General features: G+C 55.1%; 17 protein-coding genes and 1 pseudogene. 8 read left to right on the forward strand and 10 right to left on the reverse strand.

Annotation, left to right across the window (positions count from 1 at the left end):
• Window positions 1-39 precede the first annotated feature (39 nt).
• From OVA10_RS12965 to nifJ, 6 genes and pseudogenes are all read right to left on the reverse strand, one after another.
• Window positions 40-314: pseudogene (locus OVA10_RS12965) on the reverse strand (tyrosine-type recombinase/integrase); the annotation flags it as partial.
• Between the two features lie 77 nt (window positions 315-391).
• Window positions 392-868 (reverse strand): YciE/YciF ferroxidase family protein, encoded by a 477-nt coding sequence (locus OVA10_RS12970; RefSeq protein ID WP_268196093.1) that lies wholly within the window; start codon window positions 866-868, stop codon window positions 392-394.
• A 403-nt stretch (window positions 869-1,271) separates the two neighbouring features.
• The gene (locus tag OVA10_RS12975) at window positions 1,272-1,541 is read right to left on the reverse strand and encodes a hypothetical protein (RefSeq protein ID WP_100780021.1); all 270 of its coding nucleotides are present in this window, start codon (window positions 1,539-1,541) and stop codon (window positions 1,272-1,274) included.
• A gap of 127 nt (window positions 1,542-1,668) precedes the next feature.
• The gene (locus OVA10_RS12980; protein ID WP_268196094.1) at window positions 1,669-1,794 is read right to left on the reverse strand and encodes a hypothetical protein; all 126 of its coding nucleotides are present in this window, start codon (window positions 1,792-1,794) and stop codon (window positions 1,669-1,671) included.
• Between the two features lie 34 nt (window positions 1,795-1,828).
• The gene (locus OVA10_RS12985) at window positions 1,829-2,041 is read right to left on the reverse strand and encodes a KTSC domain-containing protein (protein WP_100780022.1); all 213 of its coding nucleotides are present in this window, start codon (window positions 2,039-2,041) and stop codon (window positions 1,829-1,831) included.
• A 286-nt stretch (window positions 2,042-2,327) separates the two neighbouring features.
• A complete protein-coding gene (nifJ, locus tag OVA10_RS12990) occupies window positions 2,328-5,852 on the reverse strand; it encodes a pyruvate:ferredoxin (flavodoxin) oxidoreductase (protein WP_142503373.1) in 3,525 nt (1,174 codons plus the stop codon).
• 268 nt (window positions 5,853-6,120) lie between these two features.
• Between nifJ and OVA10_RS12995 the strand changes: the two genes are divergently transcribed.
• Window positions 6,121-6,387: a putative hemolysin gene (locus tag OVA10_RS12995; protein WP_100780875.1), complete on the forward strand. Its 267-nt coding sequence runs from the start codon at window positions 6,121-6,123 to the stop codon at window positions 6,385-6,387.
• On the opposite strand, the gene hslJ is transcribed toward OVA10_RS12995, so the two are convergent.
• From hslJ to OVA10_RS13015, 4 genes are all read right to left on the reverse strand, one after another.
• On the reverse strand, window positions 6,388-6,801 hold the full coding sequence (hslJ, locus tag OVA10_RS13000; RefSeq protein ID WP_268196095.1) for a heat shock protein HslJ: 414 nt from the start codon (window positions 6,799-6,801) through the stop codon (window positions 6,388-6,390).
• A gap of 128 nt (window positions 6,802-6,929) precedes the next feature.
• Window positions 6,930-7,058, reverse strand: coding sequence for a DUF2474 domain-containing protein (locus tag OVA10_RS13005; protein WP_107703485.1), 129 nt, complete (start codon window positions 7,056-7,058; stop codon window positions 6,930-6,932).
• Window positions 7,058-8,068, reverse strand: coding sequence for a cytochrome d ubiquinol oxidase subunit II (cydB, locus tag OVA10_RS13010; protein WP_123427774.1), 1,011 nt, complete (start codon window positions 8,066-8,068; stop codon window positions 7,058-7,060). Before cydB ends, OVA10_RS13005 begins: the two co-directional genes overlap by 1 nt.
• The gene (locus OVA10_RS13015; protein ID WP_100780027.1) at window positions 8,068-9,474 is read right to left on the reverse strand and encodes a cytochrome ubiquinol oxidase subunit I; all 1,407 of its coding nucleotides are present in this window, start codon (window positions 9,472-9,474) and stop codon (window positions 8,068-8,070) included. Before OVA10_RS13015 ends, cydB begins: the two co-directional genes overlap by 1 nt.
• A 434-nt stretch (window positions 9,475-9,908) precedes the next feature.
• Here OVA10_RS13015 and ymcF point away from each other — a divergent pair, with 434 nt between their 5' ends.
• The 7 genes from ymcF to patD all read left to right on the forward strand — a co-directional run bounded on the left by ymcF (window position 9,909) and on the right by patD (window position 17,252).
• A complete protein-coding gene (gene ymcF, locus OVA10_RS13020; RefSeq protein ID WP_100780028.1) occupies window positions 9,909-10,100 on the forward strand; it encodes a cold shock small protein YmcF in 192 nt (63 codons plus the stop codon).
• 81 nt (window positions 10,101-10,181) lie between these two features.
• A complete protein-coding gene (locus tag OVA10_RS13025; RefSeq protein WP_100780029.1) occupies window positions 10,182-11,591 on the forward strand; it encodes an aminotransferase-like domain-containing protein in 1,410 nt (469 codons plus the stop codon).
• Between the two features lie 293 nt (window positions 11,592-11,884).
• Window positions 11,885-13,030, forward strand: coding sequence for a putative ABC transporter substrate-binding protein YdcS (ydcS, locus tag OVA10_RS13030; RefSeq protein ID WP_181826403.1), 1,146 nt, complete (start codon window positions 11,885-11,887; stop codon window positions 13,028-13,030).
• Window positions 13,031-13,047: 17 nt separating this feature from the next.
• Window positions 13,048-14,061, forward strand: a complete 1,014-nt coding sequence (locus OVA10_RS13035; RefSeq protein ID WP_268196096.1) for an ABC transporter ATP-binding protein — start codon at window positions 13,048-13,050, stop codon at window positions 14,059-14,061.
• Between the two features lie 7 nt (window positions 14,062-14,068).
• Window positions 14,069-15,007: an ABC transporter permease gene (locus tag OVA10_RS13040; protein ID WP_416078922.1), complete on the forward strand. Its 939-nt coding sequence runs from the start codon at window positions 14,069-14,071 to the stop codon at window positions 15,005-15,007.
• Window positions 14,997-15,803, forward strand: a complete 807-nt coding sequence (locus OVA10_RS13045) for an ABC transporter permease (RefSeq protein WP_268196098.1) — start codon at window positions 14,997-14,999, stop codon at window positions 15,801-15,803. The genes OVA10_RS13040 and OVA10_RS13045 overlap by 11 nt, the downstream gene beginning before the upstream one ends.
• 24 nt (window positions 15,804-15,827) lie before the next feature.
• Window positions 15,828-17,252, forward strand: a complete 1,425-nt coding sequence (patD, locus tag OVA10_RS13050) for an aminobutyraldehyde dehydrogenase (RefSeq protein WP_123427784.1) — start codon at window positions 15,828-15,830, stop codon at window positions 17,250-17,252.
• The last annotated feature ends 55 nt before the right edge of the window (window positions 17,253-17,307 follow it).

Genomic DNA, 17,307 nt, shown 5'->3' on the forward strand with positions numbered 1-17,307 from the left:
CTCAAATATCAAATGGGGCACCAGTGGGACAAAACCATTTTAACGCGCCAGCGTCATGAGGCGCATTTCGACCTGCTCGCTGTTCACTACTTCTATCCATGAAGCATAGATTTCATACACCCTCTGCGCATTTTCGTGCCCCATCTGATTGGCAATAGAAGACGGGTTAGCGCCTGCTGATAGCAACCAGCATGCGAAAGTGTGCCGTGTATGGTACGGATTGCGGCGACGAATGCCAGCACGTTTTGCAGCAGAAGCGCATCGCGCTCCGATACGGCCCGTGAGGAGTGGGGTTTCTGAGTACCAGACCATACCAAACCTCAGGCCAAAAAAAGGCCTGCAGGCGTGCTTAACGCACAGCGGCAGGCCGATTATTTACCAACAAACGAATTTAGGGCTGCTGATCAGCAATCACCGTCAATTTTTCGTCAGTGGCTTTCTCTTCCTTGAGGGTTTCTTCCAGCAGCCTTGCCGCATCTTTGTATCCCAGCTTTTTAGCAAGAGCATGCAGTGTGCCGTAAGTGGCGATTTCATAGTGTTCCACTTTTTGGGCGGCGCCAATCAGACCCGCATCGCGGACCGGCCCCGCTTCGACGGAGTCGATGATTTCCTGCGCTTCTTCTGCCAGCCCTTCAAGGGCATGGCATTTCATGCGCTTGATTCGAACACCTTCTGTGCTTTCTACCAACTGATCTAGCCGTTCAATCTGGCCGCGGGTTTCTTCAAGGTGCTGATTAAATGCAGCAATCAGTTTGGGATCTGTCGCCGCCCGCGCCATTTTAGGTAACGCGCGGGTGATTTGTTTTTCTGCGCTGTAAATATCAGAAAGGTCATGAATGAATAAATCTTCGAGAGTCTTGATTGTCATTAAATACTCCTCTCACAATTCGACTTGTGAAAAAGTGATGCGCATCATTCACGCAGTCTTTAAGGGTAGCTGATATTTAGGGTAGGGGGCGCATAGAAAGGAATTAGCAATAAAATGAGAAACTTCCTGGCGGAGGCGTAAATTCAAAAACAGGAGAATGTTAAATATATTATATGCTAACGTTTGAGGGGGAAATACCTTGGATGAAATGACAATCTCTACCGGGATAATAAAGGCTGAATTAACAATCACTCAGAGGCTATCGACAGTGATAAATAAAACGTAAGCGCTGAACTCACATCAAATTGCTGGATCACGGGCATGTGTTTTAAGGCCATCACCATGAGCAGAAGCATAATGACGGCGTTATCCCCGCAAGTCTCATCAAGCCGGGCAGCGTTGCTTACCCCACCTGGCCTGATTTTGCCAGCAGTGCTAAAACTCTCTCCGTCACCTTATCTTCATATCCTTCCTGCTCGGGATGGTTGAACTTGACCAGTGGTGCCGAGCTTTTTTCCTCCTCGTATGAACTTGAAAGAAGGCCAGGATTGCCACTCATGTTATTAATTACCGAGGATAAAACAGTGATGGCAATCTTTGATGCGTGAAGGTCTATTTGTAGCTCATTAATTGTCTGCTCAAGGGTTTCAACGCGTTCGTTTAAGTCAGTCATTTGATCTCCTGATTATCGAGAAGGCCAGTGTTCAATTGAATTTGCGCATACACATTCAATTTTAGCCTAAGCGGAGAAAGAGACAGCCAATGTCTGATATCTATTAAAACTAACAATAAAAGGCGTGTTAATCCGCATCCAGTGCATGCAGTAATTCACTGAGATGACGCACGATATCGCCGAAATCAAAAATTAATGCCATCCACAGACAGGTTAGCAAAATCAGAGCAGCCAATGATAAGCGGGTAAGCACGGAAGAAATCCTTTCACGTGGATAGGGATAAGGCTCAGTATACGGTGATTTCCTTAAACTTCCCCTTTACGACGCCATCATAAAAGCGACCTTTTGACACGACCTGCAAAAAATCGTTATAGACGCGTACCGGAACCTGCTGATACCGCAGCGTCCGACGATCGAGAAAGCGGATTTCCAGCGTGGCGCTGCGTTCATCATAGCCAATGGAGGCGATACGTGAAGACCTTACAGGATGATGGACCATGATGATTTGTCCCATACAGCATAAAACAGGAGATTTATCATCTAACAGCAGGGGCGAGCGTGCAAGTGGGTGACGCGTAACACGGGGTGGAAAAATAATTACAGTGAATGTAATTCATTGAACTATATAAATTAAAAATTATTCTTTCCTGTTAGTTGACGGTAAACTTTAAACCGTTATATGCCTTTATGATTCTTCATCCGTTAATGCACTGAGAGTGTTTTACTGAGCTATCATCCAGAATTGACAGGATATGCCCGGAGCTGATGCTCCGGGCTTTTTTTTATCACTCGCTGGTCGATTTCTCGCCTTTTCCTGCCATCTGCGCCAGGAAGTCATAGCGTTTTTGCAGATCCGCCGCCGCGTCCTTCCACAATTGCTCGGCCACTTCTGGCTGCTGGGCATTGAGACGACGGAAGCGTTGCTCCTGCATCAACGTTTCTGCCAACGCATCAGACGGAGGACGTGAGTCCAGCGCCAGCGGCAGTTTCCCTTCATCGGCACGACGTGGGTCGAAGCGATAGAGTGGCCAGAACCCGGTCGCCGTCAGCTGGCGCATCTGATCGTGGCTGAGTGCCAGATCGTAACCGTGCTCTTCGCAAGGGCTGTAAGCGATGATCAGCGACGGCCCTGGATAGGCTTCCGCTTCCTGTATCGCTTTCACCGTCTGGTTGAGCTGCGCGCCAAGCGAAATCTGTGCGACATACACATGACCGTACATCATCATGCTGACGCCCAGGTCTTTACGCGCTTTGCGTTTACCGTGCTCACCAAACTTGGTGACGGCCCCCAGCGGGGTGGCTTTAGACGCCTGACCGCCGGTATTGGAATAACACTGAGTATCGAGCACCAGAATGTTCACGTTTTCCGTCAGGCTAAGAACATGATCCAGCCCGCCGAAACCAATGTCGTACGCCCAGCCATCACCACCAATCAGCCAGATCGATTTCTCGACCAGCGCGTCGGCGTCGGTTAACAGCTGCTGTGCGCCTTCCACGCCCTGAAGATGCTGACGCAGTTCTGCCACCTGCTCGCGACGCACCTCTGGTGTGGCGTCGCTGTGCAGCGCTGCATTTAATTCAGCAGGAAGCTTATCGGCAAACTGTTCCAGCAGACGCATCACGCGGGCGCGGTGCTGATCGACCGTTAGACGGAAGCCCAGTCCGAACTCGGCGTTATCTTCAAACAGAGAGTTTGCCCATGCCGGGCCTCGGCCATTGGCATCGGTAGTATACGGCGTAGAAGGCAGGTTACCGCCGTAGATAGACGAACAACCGGTGGCGTTCGCGATCAGCATGCGGTCGCCGTACAGCTGGGTGAGCAGCTTGATGTAGGGCGTTTCACCGCAGCCGGAGCAGGCGCCCGAGTATTCAAACAGCGGCGTAATCAGCTGGGAGGTACGGATATCGATACGTTCGAGCTTGCTGCGATCGATTTCCGGCAGGCCGAGGAAGAAGTCGTAATTCACTTTCTCTTCTTCGACGTGCTCCAGGCGCGACATCATATTGATGGCTTTGATTTCCGGATTTTGGCGATCTTTCGCCGGGCATACTTCCACGCACAGATTACAGCCTGTGCAGTCTTCCGGCGCGACCTGCAGCACGTACTTCTGCCCACGCATATCGCGGGATTTCACATCCAGCGAGTGCAGGCTGGCAGGGGCATTTTCCATCTCTTCTGGAGAAACCACTTTCGCGCGGATGGCCGAGTGTGGACAGGCCGCAACGCAATGGTTGCACTGCGTACAGAGATCTTCCTTCCAGATCGGGATCTCTTCGGCGATGTTGCGTTTTTCCCAGCGGGTGGTGCCCACCGGCCAGGTGCCGTCCGGCGGCAGGGCGGAGACGGGCAGGGCATCGCCTAGACCCGCCAGCATCGCGGCGGTTACGGTTTTAACAAAATCAGGCGCGGCGTCAGACACCACTGGTGGCCGGTTTGCACTGGCGGTATTCACCGGCTGAAGCGGGATCTCAGAAATAGATTCACGGGCCAGAGCCAGCGCTTGCCAGTTTCGCTCCACCAGATCCTGCCCTTTGCTGCTGTAGCTTTTGGCAATGGCACCCTGCAACGCGGTCAGCGCGCTGTCGCCCGGCAGAATATCCGTCAGGTGGAAGAAGGCCATCTGCATGACGGTGTTAATGCGTGCCGCCAGGCCGCATTCACGGGCAATTTTCGCCGCGTTGACGGTAAACAGACGGGCTTGTTTCTGATTCAGCACCGCCTGCACTTCCTGCGGCAGTCGCGACCACACTTCGTCAGCATTGTACGGCGTGTTAATCAGGAAAATTCCGCCCGGTTTCAGGCGTTCGGCCATCTGATATTTGTCGATAAACTGCAGCTGGTGACAGCCAACAAAATCGGCCTGCTCAACCAGATAGGCGGAACGAATCGGTTTTTCGCTGACGCGCAGGTGCGAGACGGTCAGGCCGCCCGCCTTTTTGGAGTCATAAACAAAATAACCCTGGGCATACCACGGCGTGGAGTTACCGATGATTTTGATATTGTTTTTGGTGGCAGAGACGCTACCGTCACTGCCCAGACCGTAAAACAGCGCTTCCAGCTTCGACGTCGACGGCAGGGTGTTTTCTGGCAGCAGCAGCGACAGGTTAGTCACATCGTCATAAATACCGACCGTAAAGCGCGGTTTCGGTTTTGCGGCGCTCAGCTCATTAAAGACTGCCAGCACGCAGTCAGGCCCGAACTCTTTCGACGACAAACCATAGCGTCCGCCGATGACGCGCGGCAGCGTTTCGCGCTCACCGCTGTTGAAGGCTTCGGCCAGGGCCGTCATCACATCCAGATAGAGGGGTTCTGCGTGCGCGCCCGGCTCTTTGGTGCGATCGAGTACCGCAACGGAACGGACGCTTTCCGGCAACACGGACAACAGATGCTTCGCAGAGAAGGGACGGTACAGACGCACTTTCAGCACGCCAACCTTTTCGCCGCGAGAAAGCAGCTCGTCGACGACCTCTTCACAGGTGCCAATCGCAGAGCCCATCAGCACGATAACGCGCTCGGCCTGCGGGTGGCCATAGTATTCAAACGGCTTATATTCACGCCCGGTGGCCGCCGAGAAATCACTCATCGCCTGCTCAACGTGATCATAAACCGCGTTGTACCAGGGGTTGGTGGCTTCACGGGACTGGAAATAGGTGTCGGGGTTTGCGGAAGTGCCGCGAATAACCGGATGCTCCGGATTCAGCGCGCGTGCGCGGTGGGCATCGATCTCGTCCTGCGGCATCAGCTCCAGAATCGTGTTGTCCGACAACGGGACGATTTTATTGATTTCGTGAGAAGTGCGGAAACCATCGAAGAAATGAATAAACGGCACCCGGCTTTTTAGCGTCACGATGTGGGAAATCAGCGCGAAGTCCTGGGCTTCCTGCACATTACTGGCACACAGCATTGCGCAGCCCGTCTGACGGACCGCCATCACATCCGAGTGGTCACCGAAAATCGACAGAGCATGGGTGGCAACGGTACGCGCTGCCACATGCAACACGAACGGCGTTAACTGCCCGGCGAGCTTATACAGCGTGGGGATCATCAGCAGCAGACCCTGCGATGAGGTGAACGACGTCGAGAGGGCACCTGTTTGCAGTGCGCCGTGAACCGCGCCGATAGCACCGGCTTCCGACTGCATCTCGACGACCCGGGGAACATCGCCCCAGACGTTTTTTAGCCCGTTGCCCGCCCAGGCATCAGCCTGTTCCGCCATGGTCGAACTTGGTGTAATGGGGTAGATGGCGATAACTTCGCTGGTGCGGAACGCGACGGACGCGGCCGCGCCATTACCGTCAATAGTGATCATGTGACACCCTTACATTGCGCAAAAAAGAGGGACCCGTGAAACGTCGACGAGTCCTGATAGTTATATCCCTATTTTAGCAAAGGTCAGGCTTTCCGATTTTCGCTTTTGTGTCCTGGCTATTCTTCGCATCAATGTGTAGATCAAGTTTCTGGCAAAAAAATCGCAAGAATTTGTTTCTCAGGTGCATAAATACGCAGTTCCGCTCTCGACGGGGCGGCGCAGGGTGCCTATTATGCTTAGATTTCGCAATTTGTATGGGGAAAAGAGAATGCGTTCAGCGTTTTGGGTAGGGTGTGCGGCGTTACTGTTGTCTGCGTGCAGCAATGAACCGGTTCAGCAGGCGACGGCGGCACATGTTTCACCGGGAATGAAAGCGGCAATGTCCAGCTCCGGGCAGGCCAGTTGCGCAATGGTGGGCGGATCGTTGTCTGTCGCTCGCCAGCTTGATGGCTCAGCTGTCGGGATGTGTGCGTTGCCTAATGGCAAACGCTGCAGTGAGCAGTCGCTTGCCGTAGGGTCATGCGGTAACTACTGATTAGTCTGCGCGTTTAAACATCAGCGTTTTATCTGCTGTCGCCAGCGTCAACTGATTTTCCGTCAGATCGACCTGCGCGCCTTTGCGCAGCATATTGCCTATCGTCGCATCCAGCTCGTTAAGCTGCTGATCGGTGCAGAGTTTGCGCGTCATCGCCATGGCTTTGACCTTCAGCTCGCCTTCCGATAATTTGCCTTCGCCGCTAAAGCGGTTACACATCACGCCGGAAACAGCCATTTTCTCGCCAAAGCGCATTTCCGGTGGCACCGCGGTGGGTTTGACCGCCGCGCCGTTTACGCTCTCCAGCACAAAACGGTGCCCTTCGAGTTGGTCTGCCTGAACAGACGCCTTTCCGGGATTAACACAACCTGCCAGCGCCAGGGTCACCAGGCTTAACGCCACGAGCTTTTTCATATTGCTTCTCAAACTATAAATCCGATAAATATATGTGAATATCTTTAACGATACCCTCCCGTTTGTCATGGGTGTTTATCTGAAAGTGCCGAAAGCCGGGCAGGGATATCCACCCGGCTATCAAAACGTTAGTGCGATTTAAAGCCTGCGGCAGTCATCAGGATGCGGAAGAACATCCCCACAGCAGCCAGTGCCAGCACGCTGCCTCCCCAAATAATGACTAACCACATCAGGCGTTTCCAGACCGGCTGTTGCATCAGTGATACCCCTCCCCATGTTGCACTTTTCCGCGAAACACGTAGTAGCTCCAGAACGTATAGACCAGAATAATCGGGATGATCAGCAGGGCGCCGACCAGCATAAAGCCCTGGCTTTGTGGCGGGGCCGCGGCCTGCCAGAGTGTGATGGACGGCGGAATAATGTACGGCCAGATGCTGATCCCAAGCCCGCTAAATCCGAGGAAAATCAGCCCCAGCGTCAGAACGAACGGTGCATTGTGGCTGTCGCTATCGTTCAGTTTTTTCCATGCCCAACCGCTCAGTGCGAGGACCAGCAAAGGCACCGGCAGCAGGAACCACAGATTGGGCAGGGTAAACCAGCGCTCGGCGATTGCCGGGTGCGCCAGCGGCGTCCACAGGCTGATGACCGCGATGACCGCTAACAGCGTCAGCAGCAGCTTTTTAGATACCCCGCGCATTTTCCCCTGAAGCGGATTTTCACTTTTCATCACCAGCCAGGTCGCGCCGAGCAGGGCGTACGCCACTGTCAGACCCACGCCACAGAACAGATTAAAGAGCGTAAACCAGTCAAATGGCCCGCCGCTGTAGGCGCGCTCGGTCACCGAAAAACCGTTAATCACCGCGCCAACCACCACGCCCTGGCTGAAGGTGGCAAGAATGGAGCCGCCAATAAAAGCTTTGTCCCAGAAAGGCCGGTGTGCGGGCGTCGCTTTAAAACGAAATTCAAAGGCCACGCCGCGGAAAATCAAGCCGATCAGCATCAACGTGAGTGGGATGGTCAGGGCATCAATAATCACTGCGTAAGCCAGCGGAAACGCACCGAAAAGCGCCGCCCCCCCGAGCACCAGCCAGGTTTCATTCCCGTCCCAGACCGGGGCGACGCTGTTAACCATCACGTCGCGATCGTCTGCGTCGCGGGTGGTAGGAAACAGAATGCCGATGCCTAAATCGAAGCCGTCCATGACGATATACATCAGCGTGGCGAATACGATAATCACAAACCAGATAATGGAAAGATCGATGCCCATTATGGTTTCTCCTTAATCACGAATTCAGTGCTGGCGGCAGAGAGCGGGCGAGCCGGACGGCCATCGTTTTCGGTCGGGAAGGATTCGTGTTCCTGCGGACCTTTTTTGATAAGCCGCACCATGTAGCTGTAGCCAACGCCGAACACCGAGGTATAGACGACAATAAAGGCCAGCAGGCTTACGCTCATATGCAGATCGCCATGGGCAGATACCGCATCTGACGTGCGTTGCAGACCATAAACGACCCATGGCTGACGACCCACTTCGGTGGTGACCCAACCGGCAAGGATGGCGATCAGACCGGACGGTCCCATCAGCAGAGCGAACCACAGGAAAGGACGCGAGGTATAAACGCGCTGCCTGTAGCGCAGCCAGACGGCGACAACGCCTAGCAGCAGCATCAGCATTCCCAGCCCCGCCATGATGCGGAATGACCAGAAGACGATGGTCGAGTTCGGGCGATCCTCTTTCGGGAAATCTTTCAGCGCTGGCACCTGTTTATCCAGGCTGTGCGTCAGAATCAGGCTGCCGAGCGCCGGGATTTCCAGCCCATAGCGGGTGCGCTCTTGCTCCATATCTGGCCAGCCAAACAACAACAACGGTGTCGGTTCACCGGGTGGGTTTTCCCAGTGACCTTCAATCGCCGCAATTTTGGCGGGCTGATGTTTTAACGTATTCAGGCCGTGCATATCACCGACCATCGCCTGAATTGGCGCGACAATCAGCGTCATCCACAGCGCCATGGAAAACATGTGACGAATAGCGGGCGTATTGTTACCGCGCAGAAGATGCCAGGCCGCAGATGCACCCACGAACAGGGCGCTGCTCAGGAATGCCGCAATGGACATATGGAACAGGCGATAGGGGAAGGAGGGGTTAAACACCACCGCGAACCAGTCGACCGGGACCACCACGCCGTTGACGATCTCATACCCCTGAGGGGTCTGCATCCAGCTGTTGGACGCCAGGATCCAGAAGGTCGAAATAATGGTGCCCAGCGCCACCATGCAGGTGGAAAAGAAGTGCAGCCCCGGCCCGACTTTGTTCCAGCCAAACAGCATCACCCCGAGGAAACCGGCTTCGAGGAAGAAGGCGGTCAGCACTTCGTAGGTCAGCAGCGGGCCGGTAATACTCCCCGCGAACTGCGAAAATCCGCTCCAGTTGGTCCCGAACTGGTAGGCCATCACCAGCCCGGACACCACGCCCATGCCAAAGTTGACGGCGAAAATTTTGGACCAGAAATGGTACAGCGAGCGCCAGACGGGGTTTTTGGTCTTGAGCCAAAGCCCTTCCAGCACCGCCAGATAGCTGGCGAGACCAATGGTGATCGCCGGGAAAATAATGTGGAAGGATACGGTAAAGGCAAACTGTATCCGCGCCAGATGAAAAGCATCTAAACCAAACATGCACAGCCTCAATGTCAATCGGTGTGGTGTTATGGTATAGGGGGCGGAATCGAACTATCAGAGGCAGAAATTTGAAATTTATGTATAACAGTTTGCGAAAACCATGGGCTTTAGTCATCTGATATAGTGAACAGTTAAGCACGACTAACGGATAAGGCCGTTAAACGTTCAGAGCATAAGAATTTTATTTTTATGAGTTTTCTTCATTAAAGGGGTTGTTTTGTTCTCTCACTCATGCGTTAATGGCTCCTCGGTTTGATACCCAAAAAAATATCTGACGTCGTTTCAAAGCATTTCTCATCACGTTGTGCCTCTCCGCAGCCTCTTGGGTCTTCTCTTTACACTCTGACACTCCGATTAGTTTTGTCTCAGACCATCATTGCCTTGAAAGGCCCAATTTGTCATTCACGTATTTACGTGTTCTGGAGATTCATATGGTTTCTTATATCCATTTTCGCTGCCCATGCTGTCATGGCTCGCAATACCGCACATCCGTTTTTGATGTGTCTGAAAAAAACCCACACGGTGCGAAATGCATTTTCTGCAAATCGTCCATGATGACCTTTGACCATCTGGCAACGTCCGCGCCATCTGAGCGTGCACACCTCAGTCATCGTCCGTCATAACACCGCATAAGCTATAACAGTTCATTAAAACTGCCAATTTTCTCCTGCTGATATACTATGGTGTGAAGCAAGGAGAGAACGATGAAAAAATACCAGCGCCTGGCGCAGCAAATCATTTCGCAAATCGAACTTGGCGTGTGGTTGCCGGGAGATAAACTACCGTCGTTGCGTGAGCAAGTTGCCAGCAGCGGCATGAGTTTCATGACTGTCGGTCATGCCTATCAAACGCTGGAAAGTCAGGGGCGAATCGTTGCTCGCCCACAGTCGGGATACTACGTTGCTCCACGCCCGATAAAGCAGCAGCCTGCGCCACCGGCGCAGGTGATGCGCGACGAAGTGGTCGATATCAATACCTATATTTTTGATGTCCTGCAGGCCAGCCGCGACCCCTCTGTTTTACCCTTTGCCTCCGCATTCCCCGATCCTCGGCTTTTCCCGCTTCAGCAGTTGAACCGCTCCCTTGCCAACGTCAGCAAAACCGCAACCGCCATGAGCGTGATTGAAAACCTGCCGCCGGGTAACGTCGATCTCCGCCACGCCATCGCCCGCCGCTACGCGCAGCAGGGGATGAATATTTCGCCGGAAGAGATTGTGATCACCGCCGGTGCGCTGGAAGCCCTCAATCTGAGTCTCCAGGCCGTGACCGAACCCGGTGACTGGGTGATTGTCGAAAACCCCTGTTTCTACGGTGCACTTCAGGCGCTGGAAAGGTTAAAACTCAAGGCGCTGTCGATCGCCACCGACGTGCGCGAAGGGATCGACCTCAACGCCCTCGAGCAGGCGCTGAACGACTATCCGGTGAAAGCCTGCTGGCTAATGACTAACAGCCAAAATCCCTTGGGCTTTACCCTCAGCGCCGAGAAAAAAGCCCATCTGGTGGCGCTACTGACGAAACATAACGTCACCTTGATCGAAGATGACGTCTACAGCGAGCTCTATTTTGGGCGCGAAAAACCGCTGCCCGCAAAAGCCTGGGACCGCCAGGATATGACTTTGCACTGCTCATCTTTCTCGAAATGTCTGGTCGCTGGTTTTCGTATCGGCTGGGTCGCAGCGGGCAAACATGCGCGCCGCATCCAGCAATTACAATTGATGAGCACGCTTTCGACCAGCTCCCCGATGCAGCTTGCTCTGGTGGATTATCTTGCCACCAAACGCTATGACGCCCATCTTCGCCGCCTGCGCCGCACGCTGGCCGAGCGTAAGCAGCAGGCGTGGCAATCGTTAATGCGCCATCTGCCGGCGGAAGTGAAAATTCACCACAACGACAGCGGCTATTTTTTGTGGCTGGAACTGCCTGCACAGCTGGACGCCGGGCTGCTCAGCGAGCAGGCGCTGGCGCACCATATCAGCATCGCGCCGGGCAAAATGTTTTCTACTTCCGACGTCTGGACACCGTTCTTTCGCTTTAATACCTCCTGGGCGTGGGGGGAGCGGGAAGAACAGGCTGTAATCCAGCTGGCGAAATTAATAAGCGTCATGCTGAAATAAGCGAAAAGGCTTATTTACCGCACGCGTAATATCCTCGTATAAATAAACAATGCTTATCCTGTGACCGGTGCCGGGTTTATTCCCGACTGCCGGTCATAGGAAATCTGCATACCGCCGCTCGCCGCTAACTCCTTGTCTATAATCCACTTAACAGGGAATGCGCCCTCTGTCACAACCTGATGAAATTTCCAAAGCCCGCAGGGTGCGGCGCATTTGCGCAGTCTACGTTTATTAAGGGAGATATTTTTACGGCACGGCTGCCGCCAAATTTCATTGCGACAGGAGTAAATCAAATGAGCAAAAAATTTGCCCGCAGCAGCCTGTGCGCGCTCGGCATGACCATCATGACCGCGCAAGCCGCAGAGCCGCCGAAAGAGATCGGCAAAGGCGAGGGAAGGCTGGATATCATCGCCTGGCCGGGATACATCGAACGCGGCCAGACGGATAAAAATTATGACTGGGTAACACAGTTTGAAAAAGAGACCGGCTGTGCGGTGAACGTCAAAACGGCAGCCACCTCCGATGAGATGGTCAGCCTGATGGCAAAAGGGGGCTATGACCTGGTCACCGCTTCCGGCGATGCCTCGTTACGTTTGATTATGGGGAAACGCGTCCAGCCCATTAATCCGGATCTGATCCCCAACTGGAAAACCCTTGATTCGCGCATCGTGAAAGGCGAATGGTTCAACGTTGGCGGCAAAGTCTACGGCACGCCGTATCAGTGGGGACCGAACCTGCTGATGTACAACACGAAAACCTTCCCGACACCGCCGGACAGCTGGGCGGTGGTCTTTAAAGAGCAAAATCTCCCGGACGGCAAAACCAACAAAGGCCGTGTACAGGCCTACGATGGCCCGATCTACATTGCGGATGCCGCGCTGTTCGTCAAAGCCACGCAGCCGCAGCTCGGCATTACTGACCCGTACCAGCTCACCGAGGCGCAATACGCAGCCGTACTGAAAGTGCTGCGTGACCAGCACGCGCTGATTCACCGTTACTGGCACGACACCACCGTTCAGATGAGCGACTTCAAAAACGAAGGCGTAGTGGCATCGAGCGCATGGCCTTATCAGGCTAACGCCCTGAAAGGGGAAAACCAGCCCATCGCCACTGTCTTCCCGAAAGAGGGGGTAACCGGCTGGGCAGACACCACCATGCTGCACGCCGAAGCCAAACATCCGATGTGCGCCTACAAGTGGATGAACTGGTCGCTGACACCAAAACTGCAGGGCGATCTGGCGGCGTGGTTTGGCTCTCTGCCGGTGGTGGCTGAGGGCTGTAAAGCCAGCACGCTGCTCGGCGAAAAAGGTTGCGAAACCAACGGCTATAACGAATTCGACAAAATCATGTTCTGGAAAACCCCAATTGCAGAAGGCGGAAAATATGTCCCGTACAGCCGCTGGACGCAGGATTACATCGCCATCATGGGTGGCCGTTAATCGCCCGGGAGCAGACCATGACGTACGCAGTTGAGTTTAACGACGTCTCCCGTCTGTACGGCGACGTACGGGCGGTGGACGGTGTCACCATACGCATTCGCGACGGCGAATTTTTCTCCATGCTGGGGCCTTCTGGCTCCGGCAAAACTACTTGTCTGCGCCTGATTGCCGGGTTCGAGCAGTTGAGCGGCGGGGCGATCAAAATCTTCGGCAAAGAGGCGAGCGAGCTACCGCCGTGGGAGCGCGATGTGAACACCGTGTTCCAGGATTACGCCCTGTTCCCGCATATGTCGATCATTGAAAACGTTGCCTACGGGCTGATGGTGAAAGGCGTCGATAAAAAGAAACGCCAGGCGCAGGCGCGTGACGCGCTGGAAAAAGTGGGATTAGGGTTTGCGGAAAAGCGTAAGCCCTCTCAGCTTTCCGGCGGGCAGCGCCAGCGTGTGGCTATCGCCCGCGCGCTGGTCAATGAGCCGCGTGTGCTCTTGCTCGACGAACCGCTCGGTGCGCTGGATCTGAAACTGCGCGAGCAGATGCAGTTCGAGCTGAAAAAACTGCAGCAGGAGCTGGGGATCACCTTTATTTTCGTTACCCACGATCAGGGCGAAGCGCTGTCGATGTCCGATCGCGTCGCCGTGTTTAACAACGGGCGAATTGAACAGGTCGATACGCCGCGCGAGCTCTATATGCGCCCGCGCACGCCGTTCGTCGCCAGCTTTGTCGGCACATCCAACGTGTTTGATGCCGCCGTGGCAAAACAGGTTTGCGGCATGGAGGGAATTTATTCGCTGCGACCGGAACATATTCGCCTCAATCAGAGCGGCGATGTTCAGGTACAGGGCGTGGTACAGGCGGTGCAATATCAGGGCGCGGCAACGCGGTTTGAGCTGCGTCTCGCCGATGGCGCAAAACTGCTGGTGAGCCAGGCCAATCTGAGCGGCGCGAATATCCCTGTGGATGTTGCCCCAGGCCAGCAGGTGCTGGCCTCCTGGTCGCGCGAGGCAATGGTGCCGCTGCATGAGGAAAGGTGAGATGGACATGAGCGTTTCTCCTGCACCATCCTCCCGTGGCCCGGTCAGCCGGATCACGACGCTGCTCTGGCGCAAACCGTCGCTAGGGCTGTTCCTGCTCCTGCTTGGGCCGCTGATGTGGTTCGGGATTGTCTATCTCGGCTCGCTGCTGACCCTGCTGTGGCAAGGTTTCTACACCTTCGACGATTTCACCATGTCGGTGACGCCGGATCTGACCTTTGCGAACATACTGGCACTTTTCAACCCTGCCAATTATGACATCATCCTGCGCACCTTGCTGATGGCCATTGCCGTCACGATTGCCAGCGCGATTCTGGCCTTTCCGATGGCGTGGTACATGGCGCGCTACACGCGCGGAAAATGGAAAGCTTTTCTCTATATCGCGGTGATGCTGCCGATGTGGGCGAGCTACATCGTTAAGGCCTACGCGTGGACGCTATTGCTGGCAAAAGATGGCGTCGCGCAGTGGTTTCTCGGTTATATGGGGCTGGAGCCGCTGCTGATGTCAGTGCTGACGCTGCCAGCGATTGGCGGTAACACGCTGTCGACGTCCGGCCTGGGGCGCTTCCTCGTCTTTGTCTATATCTGGTTGCCGTTTATGATCCTGCCCGTCCAGGCGGCGCTGGAACGCCTGCCGCCCTCGCTGTTACAGGCGTCAGCCGATCTGGGCGCGCGCCCGCGCCAGACTTTCCGCTACGTGGTGCTGCCGCTGGCCATTCCTGGCATTGCGGCCGGTTCGATTTTTACCTTCTCGCTAACGCTGGGGGATTTTATCGTGCCGCAGCTGGTCGGCCCGCCGGGTTATTTCATTGGCAACATGGTTTATGCGCAGCAGGGGGCGATCGGCAACATGCCTATGGCGGCGGCGTTTACCTTAGTGCCGATTGTGCTTATCTCACTCTATCTGGCGTTCGTGAAACGTCTGGGAGCGTTCGATGCACTCTGAACGCGCGAACGTGTTCCTGAAACTGGCGGCCTGGGGTGGTGTGATCTTCCTTCACTTCCCACTTCTGATTATCGCCATCTATGCTTTTAATACGGAAGATGGGGCGTTCAGCTTCCCCCCGAAAGGGCTGACCCTGAAGTGGTTTAGCGTGGCGGCATCAAGAAGCGATATTATCGATTCAGTGACGTTGTCACTTCAAATCGCGTCGCTCTCGACGGCCATTGCGCTGGTGCTGGGGACGTTGGCGGCGGCGGCACTCTGGCGCAGCGAGTTTTTCGGCAAAAACGCCATCTCGCTGCTGCTTCTGTTGCCGATTGCGCTTCCGGGGATCATCACCGGTCTGGCGCTACTGACGGCGTTTAAAACCATCAATCTCGAGCCGGGCTTTTTCACCATCGTTACCGGCCACGCGACCTTCTGCGTGGTGGTGGTGTTCAACAACGTCATCGCTCGCTTCCGGCGCACCTCGTGGAGCCTGGTCGAAGCGTCGATGGATTTAGGTGCCGACGGCTGGCAAACCTTCCGCTACGTCGTGCTGCCGAATTTAAGCTCTGCACTGCTGGCGGGAGGAATGCTGGCGTTTGCACTGTCGTTCGACGAAATCATCGTCACGACATTTACGGCGGGACATGAGCGTACGTTACCGCTGTGGTTACTCAATCAGCTTGGACGCCCGCGTGATGTGCCCGTCACTAACGTGGTTGCGCTGCTGGTGATGCTGGTAACGACCATTCCGATTCTGGGGGCCTGGTGGCTAACCCGCGACAACGAAAACGTGGTCGAAAGCGGGAAATAACGTTGATTTCAACAGGACAATGCTATGCAAACTCAACTGCTGATTAATGGTGAACTGGTCACCGGCGAAGGCGAAAACCAGCCGGTTTACAATCCTGCCACGGGCGAGGTACTGCTGGAGATCGCCGAAGCGTCTGCCGCACAGGTCGACGCTGCCGTGCGAGCCGCCGACCGCGCCTTTTCAGAATGGGGCCGAACCACGCCGAAAGCGCGTTCCGAATGCCTGCTGAAACTGGCCGATATGATTGAGGAACATGCCGACACATTCGCGCGCCTCGAATCGCAAAACTGCGGCAAGCCGCTGCACTGTGTCATCAACGACGAAATTCCCGCAGTCGTGGATGTGTTCCGTTTCTTTGCCGGTGCCGCTCGTACGCTGAATGGACTGGCGGCGGGAGAGTACCTCGACGGCCATACCTCCATGATTCGCCGCGATCCGGTGGGCGTAGTGGCGTCCATCGCGCCGTGGAACTATCCCCTGATGATGGCAGCGTGGAAGCTGGCTCCGGCGCTGGCCGCCGGTAACTGCGTGGTGATCAAACCTTCAGAAATCACGCCGCTGACCGCACTCAAATTGGGGGAACTGGCGAAAGGGATCTTCCCGGCAGGGGTATTAAATGTATTGTTCGGTCGCGGCAAAACCGTTGGCGACCCGCTGACGGGGCATGAAAAAGTACGCATGGTCTCCCTGACCGGATCGATTGCCACCGGCGAGCACATAATCGGCCACACGGCGTCGTCGATTAAACGCACCCACATGGAGCTCGGGGGTAAAGCGCCTGTCATCGTCTTTGACGACGCAGATCTCGACGCGGTTGTCGAGGGCGTGCGGACCTTCGGTTTCTATAACGCGGGCCAGGACTGTACCGCCGCATGCCGAATATACGCGCAAAAAGGGATTTACAACGCTCTTGTCGAAAAGCTTGGTGCGGCAGTGGCCACGCTGAAAACCGGCGCGCCGGATGATGAATCTACCGAACTGGGGCCGCTCAGTTCTGCGGCGCATCTGGCGCGGGTCTGCCAGGCAGTGGATGCAGCCAAAGCGCTCGGACACGTCAACGTGGTGACCGGGGGCAATAAAGTGGACGGCGCAGGGTATTACTTCCAGCCCACGCTGCTGGCGGGAGCAAAACAGGAAGACGCCATCGTCCAGCGCGAAGTGTTTGGCCCGGTGGTCAGCATGACGGAATTCAGCGATGAAGAGGAAGTTCTGGCCTGGGCCAATGACTCGCAGTATGGTCTGGCGTCATCGGTGTGGACGAAAGACGTGGGCCGCGCGCATCGACTCAGCGCTCAGCTGCAATACGGCTGCACCTGGGTGAATACCCATTTCATGCTGGTCAGCGAAATGCCGCACGGCGGCATGAAACTATCTGGTTACGGCAAAGATATGTCGGTGTATGGCCTGGAGGATTACACCGTGGTCAGGCACGTCATGATTAAACACTAGCGCTGTTTAACGCCCGGTAGCGCTGCGCTTACCGGGATTAAATCGTTGCCGGGTC

Origin of the sequence: Lelliottia sp. SL45 (assembly GCF_026672535.1) — a bacterium.
GTDB classification, from domain to species: domain Bacteria; phylum Pseudomonadota; class Gammaproteobacteria; order Enterobacterales; family Enterobacteriaceae; genus Enterobacter; species Enterobacter nimipressuralis.